Source organism: Microlunatus parietis, assembly GCF_013407955.1.
Classification (GTDB): Bacteria; Actinomycetota; Actinomycetes; order Propionibacteriales; family Propionibacteriaceae; genus Microlunatus; species Microlunatus parietis.
In genome coordinates this window covers 4,969,709-4,987,207 of the sequence record NZ_JACCBU010000001.1, presented here as the reverse complement: position 1 = coordinate 4,987,207, position 17,499 = coordinate 4,969,709, and the positions used below count along the sequence as shown (strand labels likewise).

The following is a 17,499-nucleotide window of genomic DNA, read 5'->3' as shown; positions in this document are numbered from 1 at the left end:
CGCGCCCGGCGTACCCGCTATTTCAGGCTGTCGAGGTTGGCCAGCAGGCGTTCCAGCAGTCCGGCCAGGTCGCGCAGCTGGGCCGGGGTGAGCGCGGACAGCACCTCGGACTCGACCACGTTGGCCTGCTGGATCGAGGTCGTGAACAGCTGCCAGCCGGGCTCGGCCAGCCGGACCAGGACCCGGGTCCGGTTGCCCGGATCCCCTTCCCTGGTGACCAGACCGCGCTGCACCATGCCGTCCAGCCGGTGCGTCATCGAGGACGGCGCGACGCCCGCGGCTTCGGCCAGCCGGCTCGGCGTCAGCGCCTCGCCGTTCGCCCGGGCCAGTTCGGCCAGCACCGCCCACTCCCCCGTCGACACGTCGAGGTCGGCCAGCTGCCGGTCGTAGGACTGGTTCAGCCGCCGGGACAGCCGGTGCACCGCGGTGATCACCTGCTGGACCTGCTCGTCACCGCCGGCCGCGACGTAGGACTGCACCACCTGCTGGTAGTTGTCGGTCTCGGTGAGACCGCGGCGCCGCGACATAGCGGTCCATCCTGCCACCGCCGTCGCACCCGTTTCAGCGCGGGGGCTCGGAGTGACGACCCGCCCGGGAGTTCATCTGCTCGTCGCCTAACCGTGCTGGCACGTTCACAGGCGAGGGAGAGGCTCGCGCTGTCCAGACCCCGACCGGACTCACACCGGTCAGACATTCTCGGGAGTGCACATGAACCTGCCCATGCTGGGCCACACCCATGGCAACCGGAGCGCGGTGACCTGTCACCTGAAGTGTGACAGCGCCTGCGCCAGCCCGCCGCCGAACACCAGCACCGAGCCGACCTTCGCCGAGATCGCGCGCGGACAACTGAGCCGGCGGGCCGTGCTGATCGGGGGTGGCGCTCTCGCCGCCACGGCTGCAGCGCCCGCTCTGGTACCGCAGCTCGCGGCCGCCACCGAGGGCCGCCGCGCGCCGGGCGAGTCGACGATCCGTGGCCCGCTCTCGTTCCAGCCGATCGCTCCGGTGGACGCGGCGAAGGACGCGCTCACGGTGCCGCCGGGATATGAGTGGACGCCGATCATCCGCTGGGGCGACCCGCTGTTCCACAACTCTCCGGCCTTCGATCCGGAACACCCGAACGCCGAAGCGCAGGAGCTGCAGTTCGGCTACAACAACGACTACCTGGACATCATGGTGACCGACCGCGCCGGCCGTGAGGCCCTGCTGGTCTGCAACCACGAGTACACCAACCGCGACATCATGTTCCCGCCGACCGACAACGAGGCCCAGGAACTCGAGGTGATCCGGACCCTGATGGCCGCGCACGGTTTCGCCGTAGTCGAGCTGCGTCGCCGCGGCAAGGGGAAGCCGTGGAAGTACGTCCGCGGCGGCGAGAAGAACCGTCGGATCACCGCGTATTCGCTGTTCTCCCTGACCGGCCCGGCGGCCGGGACGGACCTGCTGAAGACCGCCGCCGACCCGTCCGGCAAGAAGGTGTACGGCACGGTCAACAACTGCGCCGGTGGCACCACCCCCTGGGGCACGGTGCTCTCCGGCGAGGAGAACTTCAACGGCTACTTCAAGGCCGATCCGGCCGTACCGGAGAACGCCCGGTACGGTCTCACCGGCAGCAGCGTGTACGGGTTCGAGAAGGTCGACCCCCGGTTCGACGCCACCAACCCCGACTACGTGAACGAGCCCCACCGGTTCGGCTACATCGTCGAGATCGACCCCATGGATCCGACCTCGACGCCCCGGAAGCACACCGCGATGGGCCGGATGAAGCACGAGGGCGCGAACGTCCGGGTGGACGACGACGGCACCGTGGTGGCCTACATGGGCGACGATGAGCGGTTCGACTACCTGTACAAGTTCGTCGCCAAGAAGAAGTACCGCAAGGGCGACTCGGCCGCTGCCCGCCGGCACAACCTGACCCTGCTGACCGAGGGCGACCTCTACGTGGCCCGGTTCAGCGGCCAGCAGAAGCCTGACAATGCCAACCTCGGCCGTGGCGTCTGGATCCCGCTGACCCAGAACGGCAAGTCGATGGTGCCCGACATGAGCATCGAAGAGGTGCTGGTGTTCACGCGGCTGGCCGCCGACAAGATGAAGGCGACCCCGATGGACCGGCCCGAGGACGTCGAGCCGAACCCGCGGACCGGCAAGGTGTACGTGGCCTGCACGAACAACTCGCAGCGCGGCACCGACGGCAAGCCGGGGACCGACGCGCCGAACCCGCGGCCGCAGAACAAGAACGGTCACATCATCGAGATCACCGAGCACAAGAACGCGGCCAACGCGACGACGTTCGATTGGAACCTGTTCCTGGTCTGTGGCGACCCGGAGGAGTCGGGAACCTACTTCGGCGGCTGGGACGGTCCGGTCGCTCCGATCTCGTCACCGGACAACGTCGCGTTCGACTCCGCGGGCAACCTGTGGATCTCCACCGACGGGGCGCCGAGCGGAATCGGCAAGAGTGACGCCCTCTACCGGGTGCCGGTGCAAGGTAGGGAGCGTGGCCATCTGGTCCAGTTCCTCGCCGTGCCGAGCGGAGCGGAGACGTGCGGCCCGGTGATCCATGACCTCGACGGCTCGGTGTTCGTGGCCGTCCAGCACCCGGGCGAGGACGGCTCCTGGGAGGAGCAGCAGTCCTTCTTCCCGGACTACGTGCCGGAGGGCTCGCGCCCGGACCGCGGCGACTGGCGGGGCCCGCGCCCCTCGGTCGTCCAGGTCACCCGCGCCTGACCCGACCGGCCCGAACGTAAGCTCGGGCCGTGGCTGACCGTCCGGTACGACGACTTCGGTTCGTCGTGCCGGCGGTCCTGTTTTCACTGATCATCATCGGAACGATCTTCGTGGTGGTCCGCTGGCCCTCCGTCGCGGCGCTCGCCTGCCCGGGGTGTTACGGCCTGCAGGCCCTGCGACCCGAGGTGTACGGCGAGCGCGACCTGCCGCCCGGCCAGCGGGACAAGATCATCGAGATCACCACCGAGGCCCGGTCCAAGATCACCGAGTTTTACGGGACACCAGTCAGCCGGCCACGGATCCTGGCCTGCAGCACGGCCGACTGCTACCGCCGGATCGGCGGCGGCCCGGAGGCCGGTGTCGCGATCTTGAACCGTGGCCTGATGCTGTCGCCGCGCGGTCTCACGCCGGTGATCGCGGCCCACGAACTGTCCCATGTCGAGTTCCGGCAGCGGACCGGTGGCGCTGCCGTACCGCAGTGGTTCGACGAGGGGCTCGCGGTGCTGGTCTCCGACGACGAGCGCTACCTGAGGCCGGACGGTGCGGCGGACCGGTGTCTGGTCCCGCCGGACGGCCCCTTGCCGGAGAGCCTCGGCGACTGGCTGGCGGCCGCCTCCGCCGACGAGCGGACGTACGCCCGGGCGGCCTGTGCCGTCGAACGCTGGGCCCGGCACCGCGGTGGACCGGCCGCGATCACCGCCCTGGCCGACCGGTTGGCGCAAGGGGAGTCGTTCCCGGAGGCGTCTCGTTGATCAACTGAGCCCGAAACCCTTGGCAGGCAACGAAACCCGTTGCCTCCGCGGGTGGAGTTCCCCTTCCGGGAGAACCACACCTGGCGGATCAGCGCCGCCGGCCGAGGCCGCTCAGGTGTTGATCATGGTCGGCCGGCACCTGGCGCGGATGCACGAGCTCCGTTTCGATCATCCCGGCTACCTGACCGACGGCCCGCCGGCCGGGCGTTCCGGACCTGTGCCCGGGCCGCGTTCCACCGGCCTGGCCCGGTGATCGCACGGACATCCTCGACCGGATCGTCACCGCCTCCGACTGGGACACCCTGTTGCCGGCCTGATCAAGGCGACTTCGATGATCAGACCGTCCGGTCTCCGGGGCGGAGCGCGGCGAACGGATCGGTGATCGCCAGCCGGCGCTCGGTGAACCGGAACAGGGCGGCCGGGCGTCCCCCGCCGCCTCGAGAAGGCGCGGTCCGCCCGGTCGGCTCCAGCTGACCGCGCCGCTGCAGGACGCGCTGCAGGTTGGTGGCCGACACCTCGCGTCCCAGAGCCGCGGCGTAGATGTCGCGCAGTTGAGCGATGGTGAACTCGTCCGGGGCCAACCCGAAGCCGAGGTTGCTGTAGGAGAGCTTGCGCTGCAGGCGTTCGATCGCCGAGGCCACCACCGAGGCATGGTCGAACGCCATCTCCGGCAGCCGGTCGGCCCGGTGCCAGGCGGCGTTCTGCGGCAGCTGCGGGTCGGCCGTGCTCTGCACCAGGCCCAGGTACGCCGTCGCGATGGTCCGCTGGAACGGGTCGCGGCCGGGCGCACTGCGGGTCTCCAATTGCTCCAGATGGGCGATCTCGTCCAGGTCGGCCTTCGTCGCCAGATGCCGGGCCACGCAGGCGCCCAGCGTCTCGTCCTTCTCCAGTGGACCGCTCGGCAGTGCCCAGGCGCCGGCGTACGGATCACGGGCCCGCTGCCAGACCAGCACCGTCAGCTCGCCGTCCGTGATCTTGAACACAACGGCCACCGCTTCGTGCCGGAAGGTGGGCACCGCATTCGATCTGGCCACGATCGAATGCTACCGTCGTAGGTAGTTTTCGACTCTGAGGCGAAAACCTGACCACGGGAGAAGCTGTGACCTTGATCGAGACGGTCAACACCGACGCCGGCCATCAGGCGCTGCCGCCGGGCTTTGCGGACTGGACCAGCTGGCAGCGCGAGGTGCATGACCTCGCGCGCCGCAAGGATGCCGTCGTGCTGGCGCACAACTACCAGTTGCCGCAGATCCAGGACGTTGCCGATCATGTCGGCGACTCGCTCGCGCTGTCCCGGCTGGCCGCGTCGGCCGAAGCCTCGATGATCATCTTCGCCGGCGTGCACTTCATGGCCGAGACCGCGAAGATCCTCTCCCCCGAGAAAAAGGTGATCATTCCCGACGCCCGCGCCGGCTGCTCGCTGGCCGACACGATCACCGCCGATCAACTCCGGGCCTGGAAGGCCGAACACCCGGGGGCGGCGGTCGTCGCCTATGTCAACACGACGGCCGAGGTGAAGGCGGAGTCCGACATCTGCTGCACCTCCTCCAACGCCGTCGAGGTGGTGGAGTCCCTGCCGGCCGACCGGGAGGTGCTGTTCCTGCCCGACATGTTCCTGGCCGCGCACGTCAAGCGGAAGACCGGCCGCACCAACCTGCACAGCTGGCTGGGCGAATGCCACGTCCACGCAGGGATCTCGCCACAGGATCTGGAGGCGGCCGTACGCGCCGAACCCGACGCCGAGCTCTATGTGCACCCCGAGTGCGGCTGCTCGACGTCGGCCCTGTGGATGACCAGTGTCGGCGACATTCCGGCCGAGCGGACCCACATCCTGTCCACCGGCGCGATGCTGGACGAGGCACGGCGCAGCTCGGCCGGCAAGGTGCTGGTGGCGACCGAGATCGGCATGCTGCACCAACTGCGGCGCGCGAACGCCGGCATCGACTTCCAGCCCGTCAATCCGCAGGCATCCTGCCGCTACATGAAGATGATCACGCCGGAGAAGTTGATCAACTCGCTGCGCAACGAGACCGATGAGGTCCACGTCCCGGCCGAGATCGCCGCCGCGGCCCGGCAGGCGGTCGAGCGGATGGTGGCGATCGGTCGTCCGGGAAGCGGCGAGTGATCAATGACCGACCTACGACTACCCACCCGGCTGCCGGTCGGCCCCGTCGCACGTCGTACGGAGACCGACGTGATCATCGTCGGTAGCGGCGCGGCCGGCCTGGCCGCCGCGATCAGACTGCTGGAGGCCGGCCGCCGGGTCACCATGATCACCAAGGGAACGCTCGGCGACGGTTCGACCGCCTGGGCCCAGGGCGGTCTGGCCGCCGTCACGGACCCGGCCGACAGCCTGACCGATCACCTGGCCGACACGCTGGCGGCCGGCGCCGGACTCTGCGAACCGAACCAGGTCGCCGCCCTCGTCGCCGCCGCCCCGGCCGCGATCGAGCGGCTGATCGAACTCGGCGCCCGGTTCGACCGAGCCGTGGACGGAGCGCTGGCGCTGGGGCTGGAAGGTGGCCACCACCGCCGTCGGATCGTCCATGCCGGCGGTGACGCCAGCGGAGCCGAGGTGGCCCGAAGCCTGGCGGCAGCGCTCACCGGATCCCGACCGGCGCGCCCGGGCCGGCACGGTTCCGGAGCACGGTTCACCCCGCTCGAGCACTGCACCGCCATCGATGCGATCGGCACCGCCGACGGAGTCGTCCGTGGGCTCCGGGTGATCGACAGCGACGGCGTGGTCGGTGAATGGTTCGCCGATGCCGTCGTCCTCGCGGCCGGCGGCATCGGACAGGCGTGGAGCACCACCACCAATCCGGCGACCGCGACCGGCGACGGTCTCGGCATCGCGCTGCGGGCCGGGGCGGTCATCCGCGACCCGGAGTTCGTCCAGTTCCATCCGACCGTGCTCGTCGTGCCGCCGGAACATCGCCGGCCGGGCGATCGTGGCGTCCTGATCTCCGAGGCGGTCCGCGGCGAAGGCGCCCGCCTGGTGAACGGCCGCGGCGAGTTGATCATGGACGGCCGGCACCCGATGGGTGATCTTGCACCGCGGGACATCGTCGCGGCGGCGATGCACGCCGACCTGCTGGCCACCGGTGATGATCATCTGTTCCTGGACGGCACCGCGCTCGGTGCGACGACCTGGCGGCAGCACTTCCCGACGATCTTGCAGCTGTGCCGCGAGCGTGGCGTCGATCCGATCACCGAACCGATCCCGGTCCGGCCGGCCGAGCACTACTTCTGTGGTGGAGTTCTGGCCACGCTCGACGGCCTCACGACCGTCCCCGGCCTGTACGCGGTCGGCGAAGTCGCGTCGACCGGTGTGCATGGCGCCAACCGGCTGGCGTCCAACAGCCTGACCGAGGCGTTCGTTGCCGGTGATCGGCTCGGACGCCTGCTGGCGGTTCGTGATGCCGAGACCGAAGCCAGGTTCGCTGTGATCTCCGCAGCGCTGCGCTACGGTGCCGACCTGGACGATTTCGATCATCCCTTCGCGCTCGCTGATCGGGCACCGGCCGTGATCAGCTCTGCTCAGCGTCCCCGGCTGGTGGAGGCGATCAGCCGCGGAGCGGGCGTGTTCCGCGAGGAGTCCGGTCTGACCGGTCTGCTCGCGGAACTGGCGGCGCTGCCGCGCTCGGATCAGGCGGGCTCGGTGGCCGACGTGGAGACGACGAACCTACAGGTGGTGGGCGCCCTGGTGGGCACCGCCGCCCTGCTGCGCACCGAGAGCCGAGGCAGTCACCGGCGTTCCGATCATGATCGTCCGGTGACCGCCTGGCAGCGACATTCCTATCTCGCCCTCCAGCCGGACGGCCGGCTGCGGACCGCGACCGAGACCGCGGCAGCGGCAGCATGACAGGAGGAACCGTGGCCAAGGGCTACTGGGTCAGCGTCTACCCCACCATCACCGACCCTGAGCGGCTGGAGGTCTACAACGAACGGGCCGGCCTGGCCGTCAAGGCCGCGGGCGGGCGGGTGCTCGCCAGCATCGGCGGCCGAGTCGTCGCCCACGAGGCCGGGCTCGCCGAGCGCGTCGTCCTGATCGAGTTCGACAGCTTCGAACGGGCGGTCGCCGCCTACGAGAGCCCGGCCTACCGGGAGGCGCTGGCCGAACTCCCCGACGGCTTCCAGCGCGACTTCCGCATCATCGAAGGCCTCGACTGACGTTCGAGGCCGCGTTGCCTCGGCCCGCCGGGCTGGCACGGATCGACGCCGTCGTGGAGGGCTCAGGCCGGGTGGGTGTAGCGATTCCGGCCGGCCAGGTAGCCGGCGGTCCCGTGCCCGGCGGCGAGGCCGACGACCAAGATCAGCACGGCCGGCCAGTCACCGGTCGTCGTATGCAGCCAGCCCGCTGTCACCGGGCCGCAGGCGGCCAACAGGTAGCCGACCGACTGGGCCATCCCGGACAGCCGGGTGGTCTGGCTCGCGGACCGGGTGCGCAGCCCGATCAGGGACAGCGCCAGCATGATCGACGTACCGGAGGACATCCCGGCGATGATCACCCAGAGCAACGCCAGCGCCGGGACCAGCAGCAGACCGAGCGCCGCGATGATCATGCCGACGCCGAGCAGCACGCCGACGGCCCGTTGATCACGCCACCGGGACAGCGTGCTGCCGATGGTGAAACTGGCGATCATGCCGGCCACCTGCAAGATCAACAGGTGCAGCCCGGCCGCGGCGGGCGACAGCCCGCGGTCGGTCAGGATCGACGGCAGCCAGGTGGCCAGGATGTAGAAGATCGTCGACTGCAGGCCCATCGCCAGGGTGACCTGCCAGGCCAGGGCGGACCGCCACATGAGGCGTCCGCGCGGCGCCTCGGGCGGCGCCGCGACGGCGTCGACCTCGCTGCGGACCCGGGTCAGCCGGAGCCGGAGCAGCCAGGCGATGGCGGCGATCAGGGCGGGCGCCGCCCAGACGATCAGGGCGGTACGCCAGCCGGCCGGCAGCAGATCGGCCAGCGGCACGCTGAGCCCGGACGCGACCGCGGCAGCGCCGTTCATCACCGCCGAGTAGCTGGCCGTCATCCGGGACACGTGCCCCGGGAAGTCCCGCTTCACGACGGCCGGCAGCAACACGTTGAGCACCGCGATCGCCGTACCGATGATCATGGTGCCGCCCCAGAGCCAGACCGGCCCGGCGACCGAGCGCAGCACAATCCCGGCAGTGAGCAGGATCAACGCCGCCAGCAGCGTCACGTCGATCCCCCACCGGACGCTGACCCGGTGCACCAGCGGCGACACGGCCGCGAAGGCGAGCAGCGGCACCGCGGCGAGCAGGCCGAGACCCGCTCCGCTCATCCCGGTGTCCAGGCCGATCCGGTCCAGCACCGGCCCGACCGAGGTGAGCGCCGGCCGCATCCCGGTCGCGACCAGGATGACGCCGAGCACGATGACCACCCGGGCCAGCCGCGATTCGGCCCGAGTGAGGGGTGGGGCCGTCAACGCAATATCAGTCGAACAGGCTGGTCTGCTCGTCCCAGGCGATGGTGTCCCAGACCGGCGGCGGCAGTTCGGCGGCCCGGTCGTCCGAGGCCACGTTGGAATGGGCGCCGCAGCCGTGGTCGATCGCGACGACCTGCCCGTCGCTCGCCGAGTAGGCGTTCCCGCAGACCCCGAAGGACGTCCCCAGCCGGCCACTGAGCCGGACGAAGAACCCGCAGCTCAGGCATGGGCCCGGCGCCAGCCGGGTGGTCTCGTTGTCCGGCCCGCCGGCGCCGGCCAGCCACCGTTCGGCGGCCTCGTCCCGGCCCAGCGGCGTCAGCACCCGTTCCCGGCCGAGGCCGAGCTCGGCCACGATCGCCCGGGTCTGGCTCGCCTCGGCGGGGTCGGTGTCGGCCGCCTGCTCGCCGCCGGTGTAGCCCGGCTCGAGCCGCGGATCGTTGTCCGGAGTCGGCAGCACCAGGCCCGCCGTCACATCGCCCGGCTGGATCCGCTCCGCCCACGGCACCCAGCCGGCCGCCAGCAGCGCCTCGTCGCCGGGCAGCAGGACGACCTCGTTCACGGTCGCCGTCTTGGCCCGGGAGGCCCGGACCACGGTGACCGACCAGCGCCACCCGCGATACCCCGGGTGCGGGCAGGCGAAGAAGTGGCTGACCAGCCGCTCCGCCTCCGCCTCGTACCCGAGATGGTCGCCGACGCCCAACTGCCCGGAACTCTCGACCGCGGCGTCGCGGGCCAACTCGACCGCGTCGACGCAGATCTGATCGGCCTTCACCGTTCGCTTCACCGCGCTGCGCTTCACCGTGGGGGGCATCGAGGTCACAGCTCCAGTTCGTCGGCGACGGCACGCAGCACGGTGGCCACCTTGCCGCCGGTCTTGCCGTCCGGGCGCTTGCCGCGGCGGTAGGTGTTGCCGATGCCGTCCAGCATCTTGATCAGGTCCTCGACGATGATCGCCATCTGCTCGGGCGACTTGCGATGCGCCTTGGCCAAGCTCGGCGGTGCCTCCACCAGCCGGAGCGACCAGGCCTGCTCACCGCGGCGACCCTCGATGACGTCGAATTCCACCTTCTGCCCGGGCTTCAGCGCGGTCACCCCGGCCGGCAGCGCATTGGACCGTACGTAGACGTCGCCACCGCCGTCCTTGGTCAAGAAGCCGAAACCCTTCTCGGCATCGAAGAACCGAACCTTGCCTACCGGCACGTCTACTTCCCTCCGGGCATGCATGAACCACCTGGTTTTCAGGCTCGCCAAGACTAACCACCCGGGCAACACACGGCCAACCGATATCGCTGTGGGCGGATCGCTAATGTCGGGGCCATGACCACCGAGACGGAGCAGGGCAGCGACGGCGGGCCGCTGCGCAGGCTTCTGGACGGACGCTGGGCCGAGATCAGGGACCGGGCCCGCTCCCTCGAGCTGAAGCGATTCGACCCGCCCTCGTACGACCTGAGCACCGAGCAGCACCGGGCCCGGATCCTGCACCGGCTGGAGGAGTTCGCCGCGTCCGGCCTGCCCCGGATCGGTTTCGAGCCGGCGTACGGCGGGGTCGGTGACGTCGGCGGCGGCATGGTGGCGATGGAGATGCTCGGCTTCCGGGACCTGTCGCTGATGGTCAAGGCCGGGGTCCAGTGGGGCCTGTTCGCGGGCGCGATCGCCGCGCTCGGCACCGAACGGCATCACCGGGCCCATCTGGCCGACGCGATCGAGGGCCGGCTGCTCGGCTGCTTCGCGATGACCGAGACCGGGCACGGCTCCGACGTGCAGTCGCTGGAGACCACCGCGACGTACGACCCGGCGACCGAGGAGTTCGTCGTCGACTCGCCGACCCCATCCGCTCGGAAGGACTACATCGGCAACGCCGCCCGGGACGGCCGGCTCGCGGTCGTCTTCGCGCAGTTGATCACCGGCGGGGCCGAGCACGGGGTGCACGCGCTGCTGGTGCCGATCCGCGACGAGACCGGGAATCCGCGGCCCGGCGTGACGATCACGGACTGCGGCCGGAAGGCCGGGCTGAACGGGGTCGACAACGGCAGGATCGTCTTCGATCAGGTACGGGTGCCACGGGACGCGCTGCTGGACCGGTACGGCCAGGTCGCTGCCGACGGTACGTACACGAGCTCGATCGAGAGCTCCGGCCGCCGCTTCTTCACCATGATCGGGACCCTGGTCCGGGGCCGGATCAGCGTCGCCGGCTCGGCCCAGAACGCGGCCAAGCTGGCCCTCACCATCGCCTGCCGGCACGGCCTGGCCCGGCGCCAGTTCCCCCGGCCGGGCGGCGCGGACGAGGTGCTGCTGCTCGACTACCGGGGCCATCAGCGCCGGCTGCTGCCCGCGCTGGTGAGGACGTACGCACTGTCGCTGGCCCAGAACGACGTGCTGGAACGGCTGCACGAACACCTCACCGCGCCGGCCGCCGACGAACCGGAGCGGGAGCGTACCCAGCGCGAGATCGAGTCGCGGGCGGCCGGGTTGAAGGCGCTGTCGACCTGGCACGCGACCCGGACCATCCAGACCTGCCGGGAGGCCTGCGGCGGCGCCGGCTATCTGGCCGAGAACGTGCTGCCGCAGCTGCGCGCCGACACCGACGTGTTCACCACCTTCGAGGGCGACAACACGGTGCTGCTGCAGCTGGTCGGCAAGGGCCTGCTGACCGACTACTCGTCGCAGTTCGAGGACCTCGACGTGCTCGGCGTCGCCCGCGCGGTGGCGGACCAGTTCGTCGGTTTCGCGATCGAGCGTGCGGTGAACCGCGGCGTGCTGGAACGGCTCCGGCGGCGGCGCGGCGTGCAGCCCGAGATCCGGGACCGGGACTGGCAGCTGGGCCTGCTGGAGGACCGGGAGAAGCACCTCGTCGAGACGCTGGCCCTGCGGATGCGGGGCCGGCTGGCCCGGGACAAGGACCCGTTCGCCGCCTTCAACGCCGTCCAGCCGCACCTGCTGGCCGCCGCGAGCGCCCATGCCGAGCGACAGGTCGCCGAGTCGTTCCTGGCCGCGACGGACCGCTGCCCGGAGCGGGCCGACCTGCTGGACCAGGTGTTCGACCTGCACGTGCTGTCCGCGATCGAGGCCGACCGGGCCTGGTATCTGGAGCACAACCGGATCAGCGACGCCCGGTCGAAGGAGATCATCGCCGCGGTGGATGACCTGTGCGAGCAGTTGCGGCCGCAGGTGCCGGAACTGATCGACGCGTTCGGCATCCCGGAGGCCTGGATCACCGCGCCGATCGCCCAGCCTGGCTGAGGTCGCGGGCCGGTCAGCCCTGCGCCAGCGTCTCCAGCAGCTTCCGGGTATCGCCGGCGTAGTCGGAGTATCGGACGCCGCTGCGCCGGACCACCGCGGCGAAGCGCTGCTCCAGCAGCGAGCGGCAGGCCGCCACGAGCTCTCGGCCCGGCTCGGTCAGGCTGAGCCGACGCCGATTCCCGCCGCCGGACCGGACGTCCAGCCAACCGTCGGCGGCGAGGATCGAGGCCATCCGGCTGGCCGACGGCTCGGAGATGCCGAGTTCCTCGGCGACCGCCCGCTGGGTCACCTCCGCGCCGGCGTCGCTGAGGATCGCCACACTGAGCAGGGTCCGGAAACGCCGGTAGGAGATCTCATGCTCGGCGCGGAGGATCCGGTCCGCTTCCCGGTCCAGGCGCGCGGTCAGCGTGTGCAGATCGAAGCTGAGGGTCTTACGCATGCGGTACTTTACCATGCTAACTTAGGATCCTAAGTTGGCATTCAGGGGGCGTGTCACGATGCACCAGCTCGTCGTCGTCATCCATGTGATCGCCGGAACCGCCGGCCTGCTGCTCGGCCCGGTGGCCATGATCATCGACAGCCGCCGGTTCGCGGCCGGCCGGCGGACCACCGGCCCGGTCACCGCCGGTTACGCCGTGATCGTCGGCGTCGTCTGCCTGAGCGGCAGCGGGCTGGTCCTGCTGGCTCGACCGGACCTCTGGTGGCTGATCCCGGTCTCCGTACTGACGTTCGGGCTGACCGTGCTCGCCGTGGAGTCGGCGCGCCGCCGGTATCACGGCTGGACCCACGGGTACGTACACGGCATGGGTGGCTCGTTCATCGCCCAGGTGACCGCGCTCGTGGTGGTGGCGTTCGCGATCGACGGACCGCTCCGCGGCGGTGCCGAACTGATCGCGTGGCTGACCCCGACGGCCGTCGGCACGATCCTGATCGAGGTCTGGCGCCGACGGCTGCGGTTTCCGCTGCCGTCGCGATCATGAGCAGGGCTCAGAAGTCCCGGACCGGCGGTTCCTGGAGAACCTTCGCCAGATGCTTCAGGTTGCCCAGGGCCAGGTGGGTCGCGGTGCCGTCCTCGTCGGTGAGCCACTGGATCTCGCCGAGCTGACCCATCCGGACGAAGGGCAGCAGCAGCTCCTCGTCCCGCGGGTCGAGCGGCCCGCCGGCGTCGAGGTAGTCGCGCCAGACCCGGCGCGGATCGACCCGGGCGTCCGTGTAGGCCTGGCCGGCGACCTCCCACACCAACGGCTCGACCCGCAGGTCGTCGGTGTCGATCAGGCCGACCAGGCGGTCGTCGCGATAGAGCTGGTTGCGCGGGTTGAGGTCGCCGTGGACGGGCGCCCGGACGTCCAGCCGTCCGCTCCGCGACCAGGCGCCGAGCAGCCGGTCCTGTTCCTCGATGACGCGGTCGACGACCCCGATCGGCGCCAGCACCTCCGGGCCGCGTCCGTACCGGTCCATGATCGCGATCCGTACCTGCGCCCAGTCGAACCAGGGCGGATGATCATCGATCGACCGGAAGCCCGGGCGCTGGCCGAGGCCGAGACCGAGCGAGCACCGGTGCAGCGCGGCCAGCACCGGAATGATCTCCCAGCAGCGCACCAGGCTCGCTACCGTGACACCGGAAACGCCTTGCACGAAAGGGAATACGGCCAGCGTGTGGCCGTCCAGGACCGCCACCTCGTCGCGCTCGGGAGCGATCAGCACCGGCGTGACCTCCGCCCAGGCCCGGGCCACGACGTACTCGTACTCGACCTGGTCGGCGGTCCGCTCCGCCCGGCCGACCCTGAGGACGCGATCATGATCGACACAGTGCAGCTTCCAGGTCTGGTTGAGCATGCCCTCGGCCAGCAGGCTCGCCCGCCGCACCGGCAGCCCCCACTCCTCCCGGCAGAAGCGGACCAGCCGATCCGGCGTCAGCCAGAGCGGTTGCCAGCCCCAGCCGGCGCCGTCGTAGTAGTGCGTTCCGTCCGGCGACAGCGCGCCGCGCTCGGGCTCCGGGTCACTCACGCAGCGAAGCCTGCCAGCCAGGACGGCGTTCGAGCCAAGGGATATCTGGTGGTGACGGGCCGGCAGCGGTCAAGGCGCTGGCCGAGCCGCTCGAGATGTCACTGCCCGGAGTGATGCAGCACCTGCAGGTGCTGGAGGACGCAGGAGTGATCGTGACGGAAAGGTCGGCCGCGTGCGCAGCTGCCGAATCGAGCCGACGGCACTCCGCGAGGCGGAGGGCTGGCTCGGCCGGCAGCGCACGGAACGGTAACGGCAGCTTGATCAACTCAACGACCACCTGAAGGAATCCTGATCATGGACATCACCCAGGAGGCCGAGCATGAACTGGACTTCACGGTCGGCGGACTGGAGACCAGCAACGGATTCTCTCCACCGCCTCGGTCACCAGCATCGAGTTCCAGGCCGAGGGACCGGCCACGCTGCTGGTGCTGACCGAGCACGGCATGTACCTGCCCGGCCAGGAGCGGCCCGAGTGGCGCGAGGCGGGCACCGCCCAGCAGCTCGACCTGCTGGCCGCGGGGTTCGCCCCGGCCACCGAGCCGGCGGAGACCTGATCAACCCGCTGGAGACCCTGCGGCCGCTGCCTGTCGGATCCTGATCCGGAGGCTCGACCAATCCGAATCCCCCTCCGCGCCGAATGGTTGGTACTCGGGGACAACCAATCGGAGGGAATCCTGTGTTCGGACGAAAGTTCGCGGCAGAACTGATCCATCGGAGCGCGGAGACGGAGGCGGGCCGGCGGCGCTTCCTCCGCGGCGCCGGGATCGCCGGCTGGCCCAGATCCACGACTCTCCCCGAACGCCGACCACCCGCCCCTCGCTCCATCGACCGGTCACTTCTGCAGCGACACGCCGTCAAAACGCCTGCTTTGGTGACCGGTCGGCGGAATGGGGTTAGGGGCGGAGGGGGGAGAGGGGGAGGTTGGTGATGGCCTTGGCGAGGGCCTCGACCGGGCCGCGGGCGGAGCGGGGGTTGGCGACGAGGGCCATCTCGATGTCGGGCAGGGCGGGCAGGTCGAACCGGCCGGACAGGTTGCGCAGGTCGGGCGGGACCCGGCTCTGGGCCAGGATCGAGATGCCGAGGCCGGCCCGGGTGGCGGCCAGGATGCCGTTGATCTCGCGGGTGTTGCAGGTGATCCGCCAGGTCCGGTGCGCGCCCTCCAGCGCCGAGATCGCGGCGTCCCGGCTCCAGCTCGGCGCCGGATAGGTGACCAGCGGTACCGGCAGCGAGGGCTCGATCTGGGTCCGGTCCAGGCCGACCCAGACCAGCCGGTCCCGCCGGACCAGCTGGCCGCGGTGCGAGTCGGCCTCCTGGTTGATGAAGACCAGGTCGAGGTGGTTGGAGGCCAGTCGCCGCAGCAGGGTGCCGCTCTGGGTGACGGTCAGCTCCAGGTTGATCCGCGGATAGAGCTGGCGGAACTCCCGCAGGATCGTCGGCAGCTCGCTCACCGCCAGTTCGTCGGCCGCGCCGAACCGCAGCCGGCCGCTCATCGCCGACCCGGTGAAGTACGACACCGCCTCGTCGATCGCGGCCAGGATGGTCCGGGCGAAGCCGGCCATCGCCTCCCCGTTGTCGGTCAGCGCGACCGACCGGGTGTCCCGCTGCACGAGCTGCCGGCCGGCGGCGTCCTCGAGCCGGCGGACGTGCTGGGAGACGGTCGGCTGGCTCAGCCCGAGCTGCTCGGCGGCCCGGGTGAAGGAGAGCCCGTTGGCGACTGCGAGGAACGTACGCAACAGCGTCGGATCGAACGTCTTGTCATCGGCCACGACAACCATCCTCCGCGGGCTTATAAGTCCAGCCAATACAATATATTGGCGTTATGGCTTTGCCGAATAGGAGGGCGGGCCTTTAGGGTTGGTGTCGGGCGACCTCAGCGTAGAGCCATCCGCTTGCCGGCAGATCCCGGCGGTCCAGTCCAGCACAACCCATGAATCAGGTGAGTTCGCCTTGTCCACGGCGCCCGCCGAGCGGTCCCGTTCGGCCATTTTCGGGGACCGTTCCATCGCACTGTCCGAAGCACTCGACCGACTCAGCCGGCCGATCCGCAGCCGTCAGTGGCCGCGCACGCTGGCCGCCCTCCAGGTCCGCAACTACCGGCTCTTCCTGTCCTCCCAGGTGGTGGCGACGACCGGGCTGTGGATGCAGCGGATCGCCCAGGACTGGCTGGTCCTCGAACTGACCGGGAGCGTCGCGGCGGTCGGCATCGCGGTCGCGCTGCAGTTCACCCCGGTGCTGCTGTTCGGGCTCTTCGGCGGGGTGATCGCGGACCGCTACTCGAAGCGGGCCATCCTGATCATCACCCAGTCGGTGGCGACGCTGATGGCCCTCACCCTCGGCGTGCTCGCGCTGACCGGGACGGTCGCGGTCTGGCACGTGTACCTGGTCGCCGCCATCCTCGGCTTCGTCACGGTGGTGGACAATCCGACCCGCCAGGTGTTCGTCTCCGAACTCGTCGGTGATCAACATCTGCGGAACGCCGTCAGCCTGAACTCGTCGGTCTTCCAGTTCGGCGCCCTGCTCGGCCCGGCGTTGTCCGGCGTACTGATCCACGCCGTCGGCCAGGGCTGGTCGTTCTTGATCAACGCGGCCTCCTGCCTGGTGGTCGTCGCGATGTTGATCATCATCCGGGTGCCGGCCGGCAGTTCGACCGTGGTGGCGAAGGCCAAGGGCCAGTTGCGCGAGGGTCTGCGCTACATCCAGCACACCTCCGAGGTGGGCTGGACCATCGTGCTGGTCGCGACGATCGGCCTGTTCGGCCTCAACATGCCGGTGATCCTGGCCGCGTTCGCCGATCACGAGTTCGGCACCGGCGTGAGCGGCTACTCGCTGTTCAACTCGCTCAGCGCGATCGGCGCCCTGGTCGGCGCGCTGATCTCGGCCCGCCGCCGCGGCCAGGTCCGGCTCCGGGTGCTGGTCAGCCTGCTCACCCTGCTCGGGGTGACCATCGGCCTCGCCGCGATCGCGCCGAGCGTCTGGACCTTCGGCATGGTGTTGATCTTGATCGGGCTGCTCACCCTGCAGTTCCTGACCGGCGCCAACTCGCTGGTCCAGCTGACCACCGCGCCGGCGGTGCGGGGCCGGGTGATGAGCGTCTACCTGCTGGTCCTGCTCGGCGGCCAGGCGATCGGCAGCCCGGTCGTCGGCTGGCTGATCGACCACTTCGGCGCCCGGCCGAGCATGCTGCTCTGCGGCGGCCTGGTCGCCTTCGTCGCCCTGCTGTCCGGCCTCGCGATGGCGCACCGGTCCAACCTGCGGCTCGGGATGGACCGGAGCACGTACCGGCGCTGGGTGCACATCCGCGCCCGCTGAGACACCACGTCGCGGCGGCG

At 70.4% G+C, this 17,499-nt stretch carries 19 protein-coding genes; 11 read left to right on the top strand and 8 right to left on the bottom strand.

Going from position 1 to position 17,499, the window contains the following annotated elements; all coding sequences use genetic code 11:
* Positions 1 to 17 precede the first annotated feature (17 nt).
* A complete protein-coding gene (locus tag BKA15_RS23945; RefSeq protein ID WP_179755051.1) occupies positions 18 to 527 on the bottom strand; it encodes a MarR family winged helix-turn-helix transcriptional regulator in 510 nt (169 codons plus the stop codon).
* 181 nt (positions 528 to 708) lie between these two features.
* On the opposite strand from BKA15_RS23945, the gene BKA15_RS23940 reads away from it, so the two are divergent.
* The 3 genes from BKA15_RS23940 to BKA15_RS36550 all read left to right on the top strand — a co-directional run bounded on the left by BKA15_RS23940 (position 709) and on the right by BKA15_RS36550 (position 3,729).
* Positions 709 to 2,724, top strand: a complete 2,016-nt coding sequence (locus BKA15_RS23940) for a PhoX family protein (RefSeq protein ID WP_179755049.1) — start codon at positions 709 to 711, stop codon at positions 2,722 to 2,724.
* Positions 2,725 to 2,753: 29 nt separating this feature from the next.
* Positions 2,754 to 3,476 (top strand): hypothetical protein, encoded by a 723-nt coding sequence (locus BKA15_RS23935; protein WP_179755047.1) that lies wholly within the window; start codon positions 2,754 to 2,756, stop codon positions 3,474 to 3,476.
* 124 nt (positions 3,477 to 3,600) lie between these two features.
* Positions 3,601 to 3,729 carry a hypothetical protein gene (locus BKA15_RS36550; RefSeq protein ID WP_281385307.1) on the top strand — a complete coding sequence of 43 codons (129 nt, stop codon included), beginning with the start codon at positions 3,601 to 3,603 and terminating at the stop codon, positions 3,727 to 3,729.
* 82 nt (positions 3,730 to 3,811) lie between these two features.
* On the opposite strand, the gene BKA15_RS23930 is transcribed toward BKA15_RS36550, so the two are convergent.
* Entirely contained in the window at positions 3,812 to 4,510 is a 699-nt protein-coding gene (locus BKA15_RS23930) for an NUDIX hydrolase (protein ID WP_312879247.1), read from the bottom strand.
* A 110-nt stretch (positions 4,511 to 4,620) separates the two neighbouring features.
* Here BKA15_RS23930 and nadA point away from each other — a divergent pair, with 110 nt between their 5' ends.
* From nadA to BKA15_RS23915, 3 genes are read left to right on the top strand one after another with little or no spacing between them, the layout of a single operon-like run.
* Positions 4,621 to 5,601 carry a quinolinate synthase NadA gene (gene nadA, locus BKA15_RS23925; RefSeq protein WP_218872320.1) on the top strand — a complete coding sequence of 327 codons (981 nt, stop codon included), beginning with the start codon at positions 4,621 to 4,623 and terminating at the stop codon, positions 5,599 to 5,601.
* Between the two features lie 3 nt (positions 5,602 to 5,604).
* A complete protein-coding gene (nadB, locus tag BKA15_RS23920; protein ID WP_179755045.1) occupies positions 5,605 to 7,338 on the top strand; it encodes an L-aspartate oxidase in 1,734 nt (577 codons plus the stop codon).
* Positions 7,335 to 7,646, top strand: a complete 312-nt coding sequence (locus tag BKA15_RS23915; RefSeq protein ID WP_218871550.1) for a DUF1330 domain-containing protein — start codon at positions 7,335 to 7,337, stop codon at positions 7,644 to 7,646. The genes nadB and BKA15_RS23915 overlap by 4 nt, the downstream gene beginning before the upstream one ends.
* Before the next feature lie 62 nt (positions 7,647 to 7,708).
* On the opposite strand, the gene BKA15_RS23910 is transcribed toward BKA15_RS23915, so the two are convergent.
* Genes BKA15_RS23910 through BKA15_RS23900 form a run of 3 tightly spaced genes read right to left on the bottom strand, consistent with a single transcriptional unit; the run spans position 7,709 to position 10,123 of the window.
* Entirely contained in the window at positions 7,709 to 8,923 is a 1,215-nt protein-coding gene (locus tag BKA15_RS23910; protein WP_179755043.1) for an MFS transporter, read from the bottom strand.
* A 7-nt stretch (positions 8,924 to 8,930) separates the two neighbouring features.
* Positions 8,931 to 9,734: a DUF3027 domain-containing protein gene (locus BKA15_RS23905; protein ID WP_179755041.1), complete on the bottom strand. Its 804-nt coding sequence runs from the start codon at positions 9,732 to 9,734 to the stop codon at positions 8,931 to 8,933.
* 5 nt (positions 9,735 to 9,739) lie between these two features.
* Positions 9,740 to 10,123, bottom strand: coding sequence for a cold-shock protein (locus BKA15_RS23900; RefSeq protein ID WP_179755039.1), 384 nt, complete (start codon positions 10,121 to 10,123; stop codon positions 9,740 to 9,742).
* Positions 10,124 to 10,240: 117 nt separating this feature from the next.
* On the opposite strand from BKA15_RS23900, the gene BKA15_RS23895 reads away from it, so the two are divergent.
* Positions 10,241 to 12,163, top strand: a complete 1,923-nt coding sequence (locus BKA15_RS23895) for an acyl-CoA dehydrogenase family protein (RefSeq protein ID WP_179755037.1) — start codon at positions 10,241 to 10,243, stop codon at positions 12,161 to 12,163.
* 13 nt (positions 12,164 to 12,176) lie between these two features.
* On the opposite strand, the gene BKA15_RS23890 is transcribed toward BKA15_RS23895, so the two are convergent.
* Entirely contained in the window at positions 12,177 to 12,602 is a 426-nt protein-coding gene (locus BKA15_RS23890) for a MarR family winged helix-turn-helix transcriptional regulator (protein WP_179755035.1), read from the bottom strand.
* A 58-nt stretch (positions 12,603 to 12,660) separates the two neighbouring features.
* Between BKA15_RS23890 and BKA15_RS23885 the strand changes: the two genes are divergently transcribed.
* A complete protein-coding gene (locus BKA15_RS23885; protein ID WP_179755033.1) occupies positions 12,661 to 13,143 on the top strand; it encodes a hypothetical protein in 483 nt (160 codons plus the stop codon).
* A 7-nt stretch (positions 13,144 to 13,150) separates the two neighbouring features.
* Here the strand turns inward: BKA15_RS23885 and BKA15_RS23880 are convergent, their stop codons facing one another.
* On the bottom strand, positions 13,151 to 14,170 hold the full coding sequence (locus BKA15_RS23880; protein ID WP_179755031.1) for a phosphotransferase enzyme family protein: 1,020 nt from the start codon (positions 14,168 to 14,170) through the stop codon (positions 13,151 to 13,153).
* Positions 14,171 to 14,211: 41 nt separating this feature from the next.
* Between BKA15_RS23880 and BKA15_RS37360 the strand changes: the two genes are divergently transcribed.
* Both BKA15_RS37360 and BKA15_RS36545 read left to right on the top strand, forming a co-directional pair.
* Positions 14,212 to 14,451, top strand: a complete 240-nt coding sequence (locus BKA15_RS37360) for an ArsR/SmtB family transcription factor (RefSeq protein ID WP_376766840.1) — start codon at positions 14,212 to 14,214, stop codon at positions 14,449 to 14,451.
* Positions 14,452 to 14,595: 144 nt separating this feature from the next.
* Entirely contained in the window at positions 14,596 to 14,724 is a 129-nt protein-coding gene (locus BKA15_RS36545) for an SRPBCC family protein (RefSeq protein WP_281385306.1), read from the top strand.
* Positions 14,725 to 15,063: 339 nt separating this feature from the next.
* Here BKA15_RS36545 and BKA15_RS23865 read toward each other — a convergent pair whose 3' ends face one another.
* Positions 15,064 to 15,936, bottom strand: a complete 873-nt coding sequence (locus tag BKA15_RS23865) for a LysR substrate-binding domain-containing protein (RefSeq protein ID WP_376766814.1) — start codon at positions 15,934 to 15,936, stop codon at positions 15,064 to 15,066.
* A gap of 181 nt (positions 15,937 to 16,117) precedes the next feature.
* Between BKA15_RS23865 and BKA15_RS23860 the strand changes: the two genes are divergently transcribed.
* Positions 16,118 to 17,479, top strand: coding sequence for an MFS transporter (locus BKA15_RS23860; protein WP_246322413.1), 1,362 nt, complete (start codon positions 16,118 to 16,120; stop codon positions 17,477 to 17,479).
* Positions 17,480 to 17,499: the final 20 nt, after the last annotated feature.

Bases quoted from the DNA above. Each gene is read 5' to 3' on its own strand.
- BKA15_RS23895 (WP_179755037.1), top strand. From the start codon at position 10,241: ATGACCACCGAGACGGAGCAGGGCAGCGACGGCGGGCCGCTGCGCAGG.
- BKA15_RS36550 (WP_281385307.1), top strand. From the start codon at position 3,601: ATGGTCGGCCGGCACCTGGCGCGGATGCACGAGCTCCGTTTCGATCAT.
- BKA15_RS23940 (WP_179755049.1), top strand. From the start codon at position 709: ATGAACCTGCCCATGCTGGGCCACACCCATGGCAACCGGAGCGCGGTG.
- BKA15_RS23885 (WP_179755033.1), top strand. From the start codon at position 12,661: ATGCACCAGCTCGTCGTCGTCATCCATGTGATCGCCGGAACCGCCGGC.
- nadB (WP_179755045.1), top strand. From the start codon at position 5,605: ATGACCGACCTACGACTACCCACCCGGCTGCCGGTCGGCCCCGTCGCA.
- BKA15_RS23905 (WP_179755041.1), bottom strand. From the start codon at position 9,734: ATGCCCCCCACGGTGAAGCGCAGCGCGGTGAAGCGAACGGTGAAGGCC.
- BKA15_RS23945 (WP_179755051.1), bottom strand. From the start codon at position 527: ATGTCGCGGCGCCGCGGTCTCACCGAGACCGACAACTACCAGCAGGTG.
- BKA15_RS23890 (WP_179755035.1), bottom strand. From the start codon at position 12,602: ATGCGTAAGACCCTCAGCTTCGATCTGCACACGCTGACCGCGCGCCTG.
- BKA15_RS23915 (WP_218871550.1), top strand. From the start codon at position 7,335: ATGACAGGAGGAACCGTGGCCAAGGGCTACTGGGTCAGCGTCTACCCC.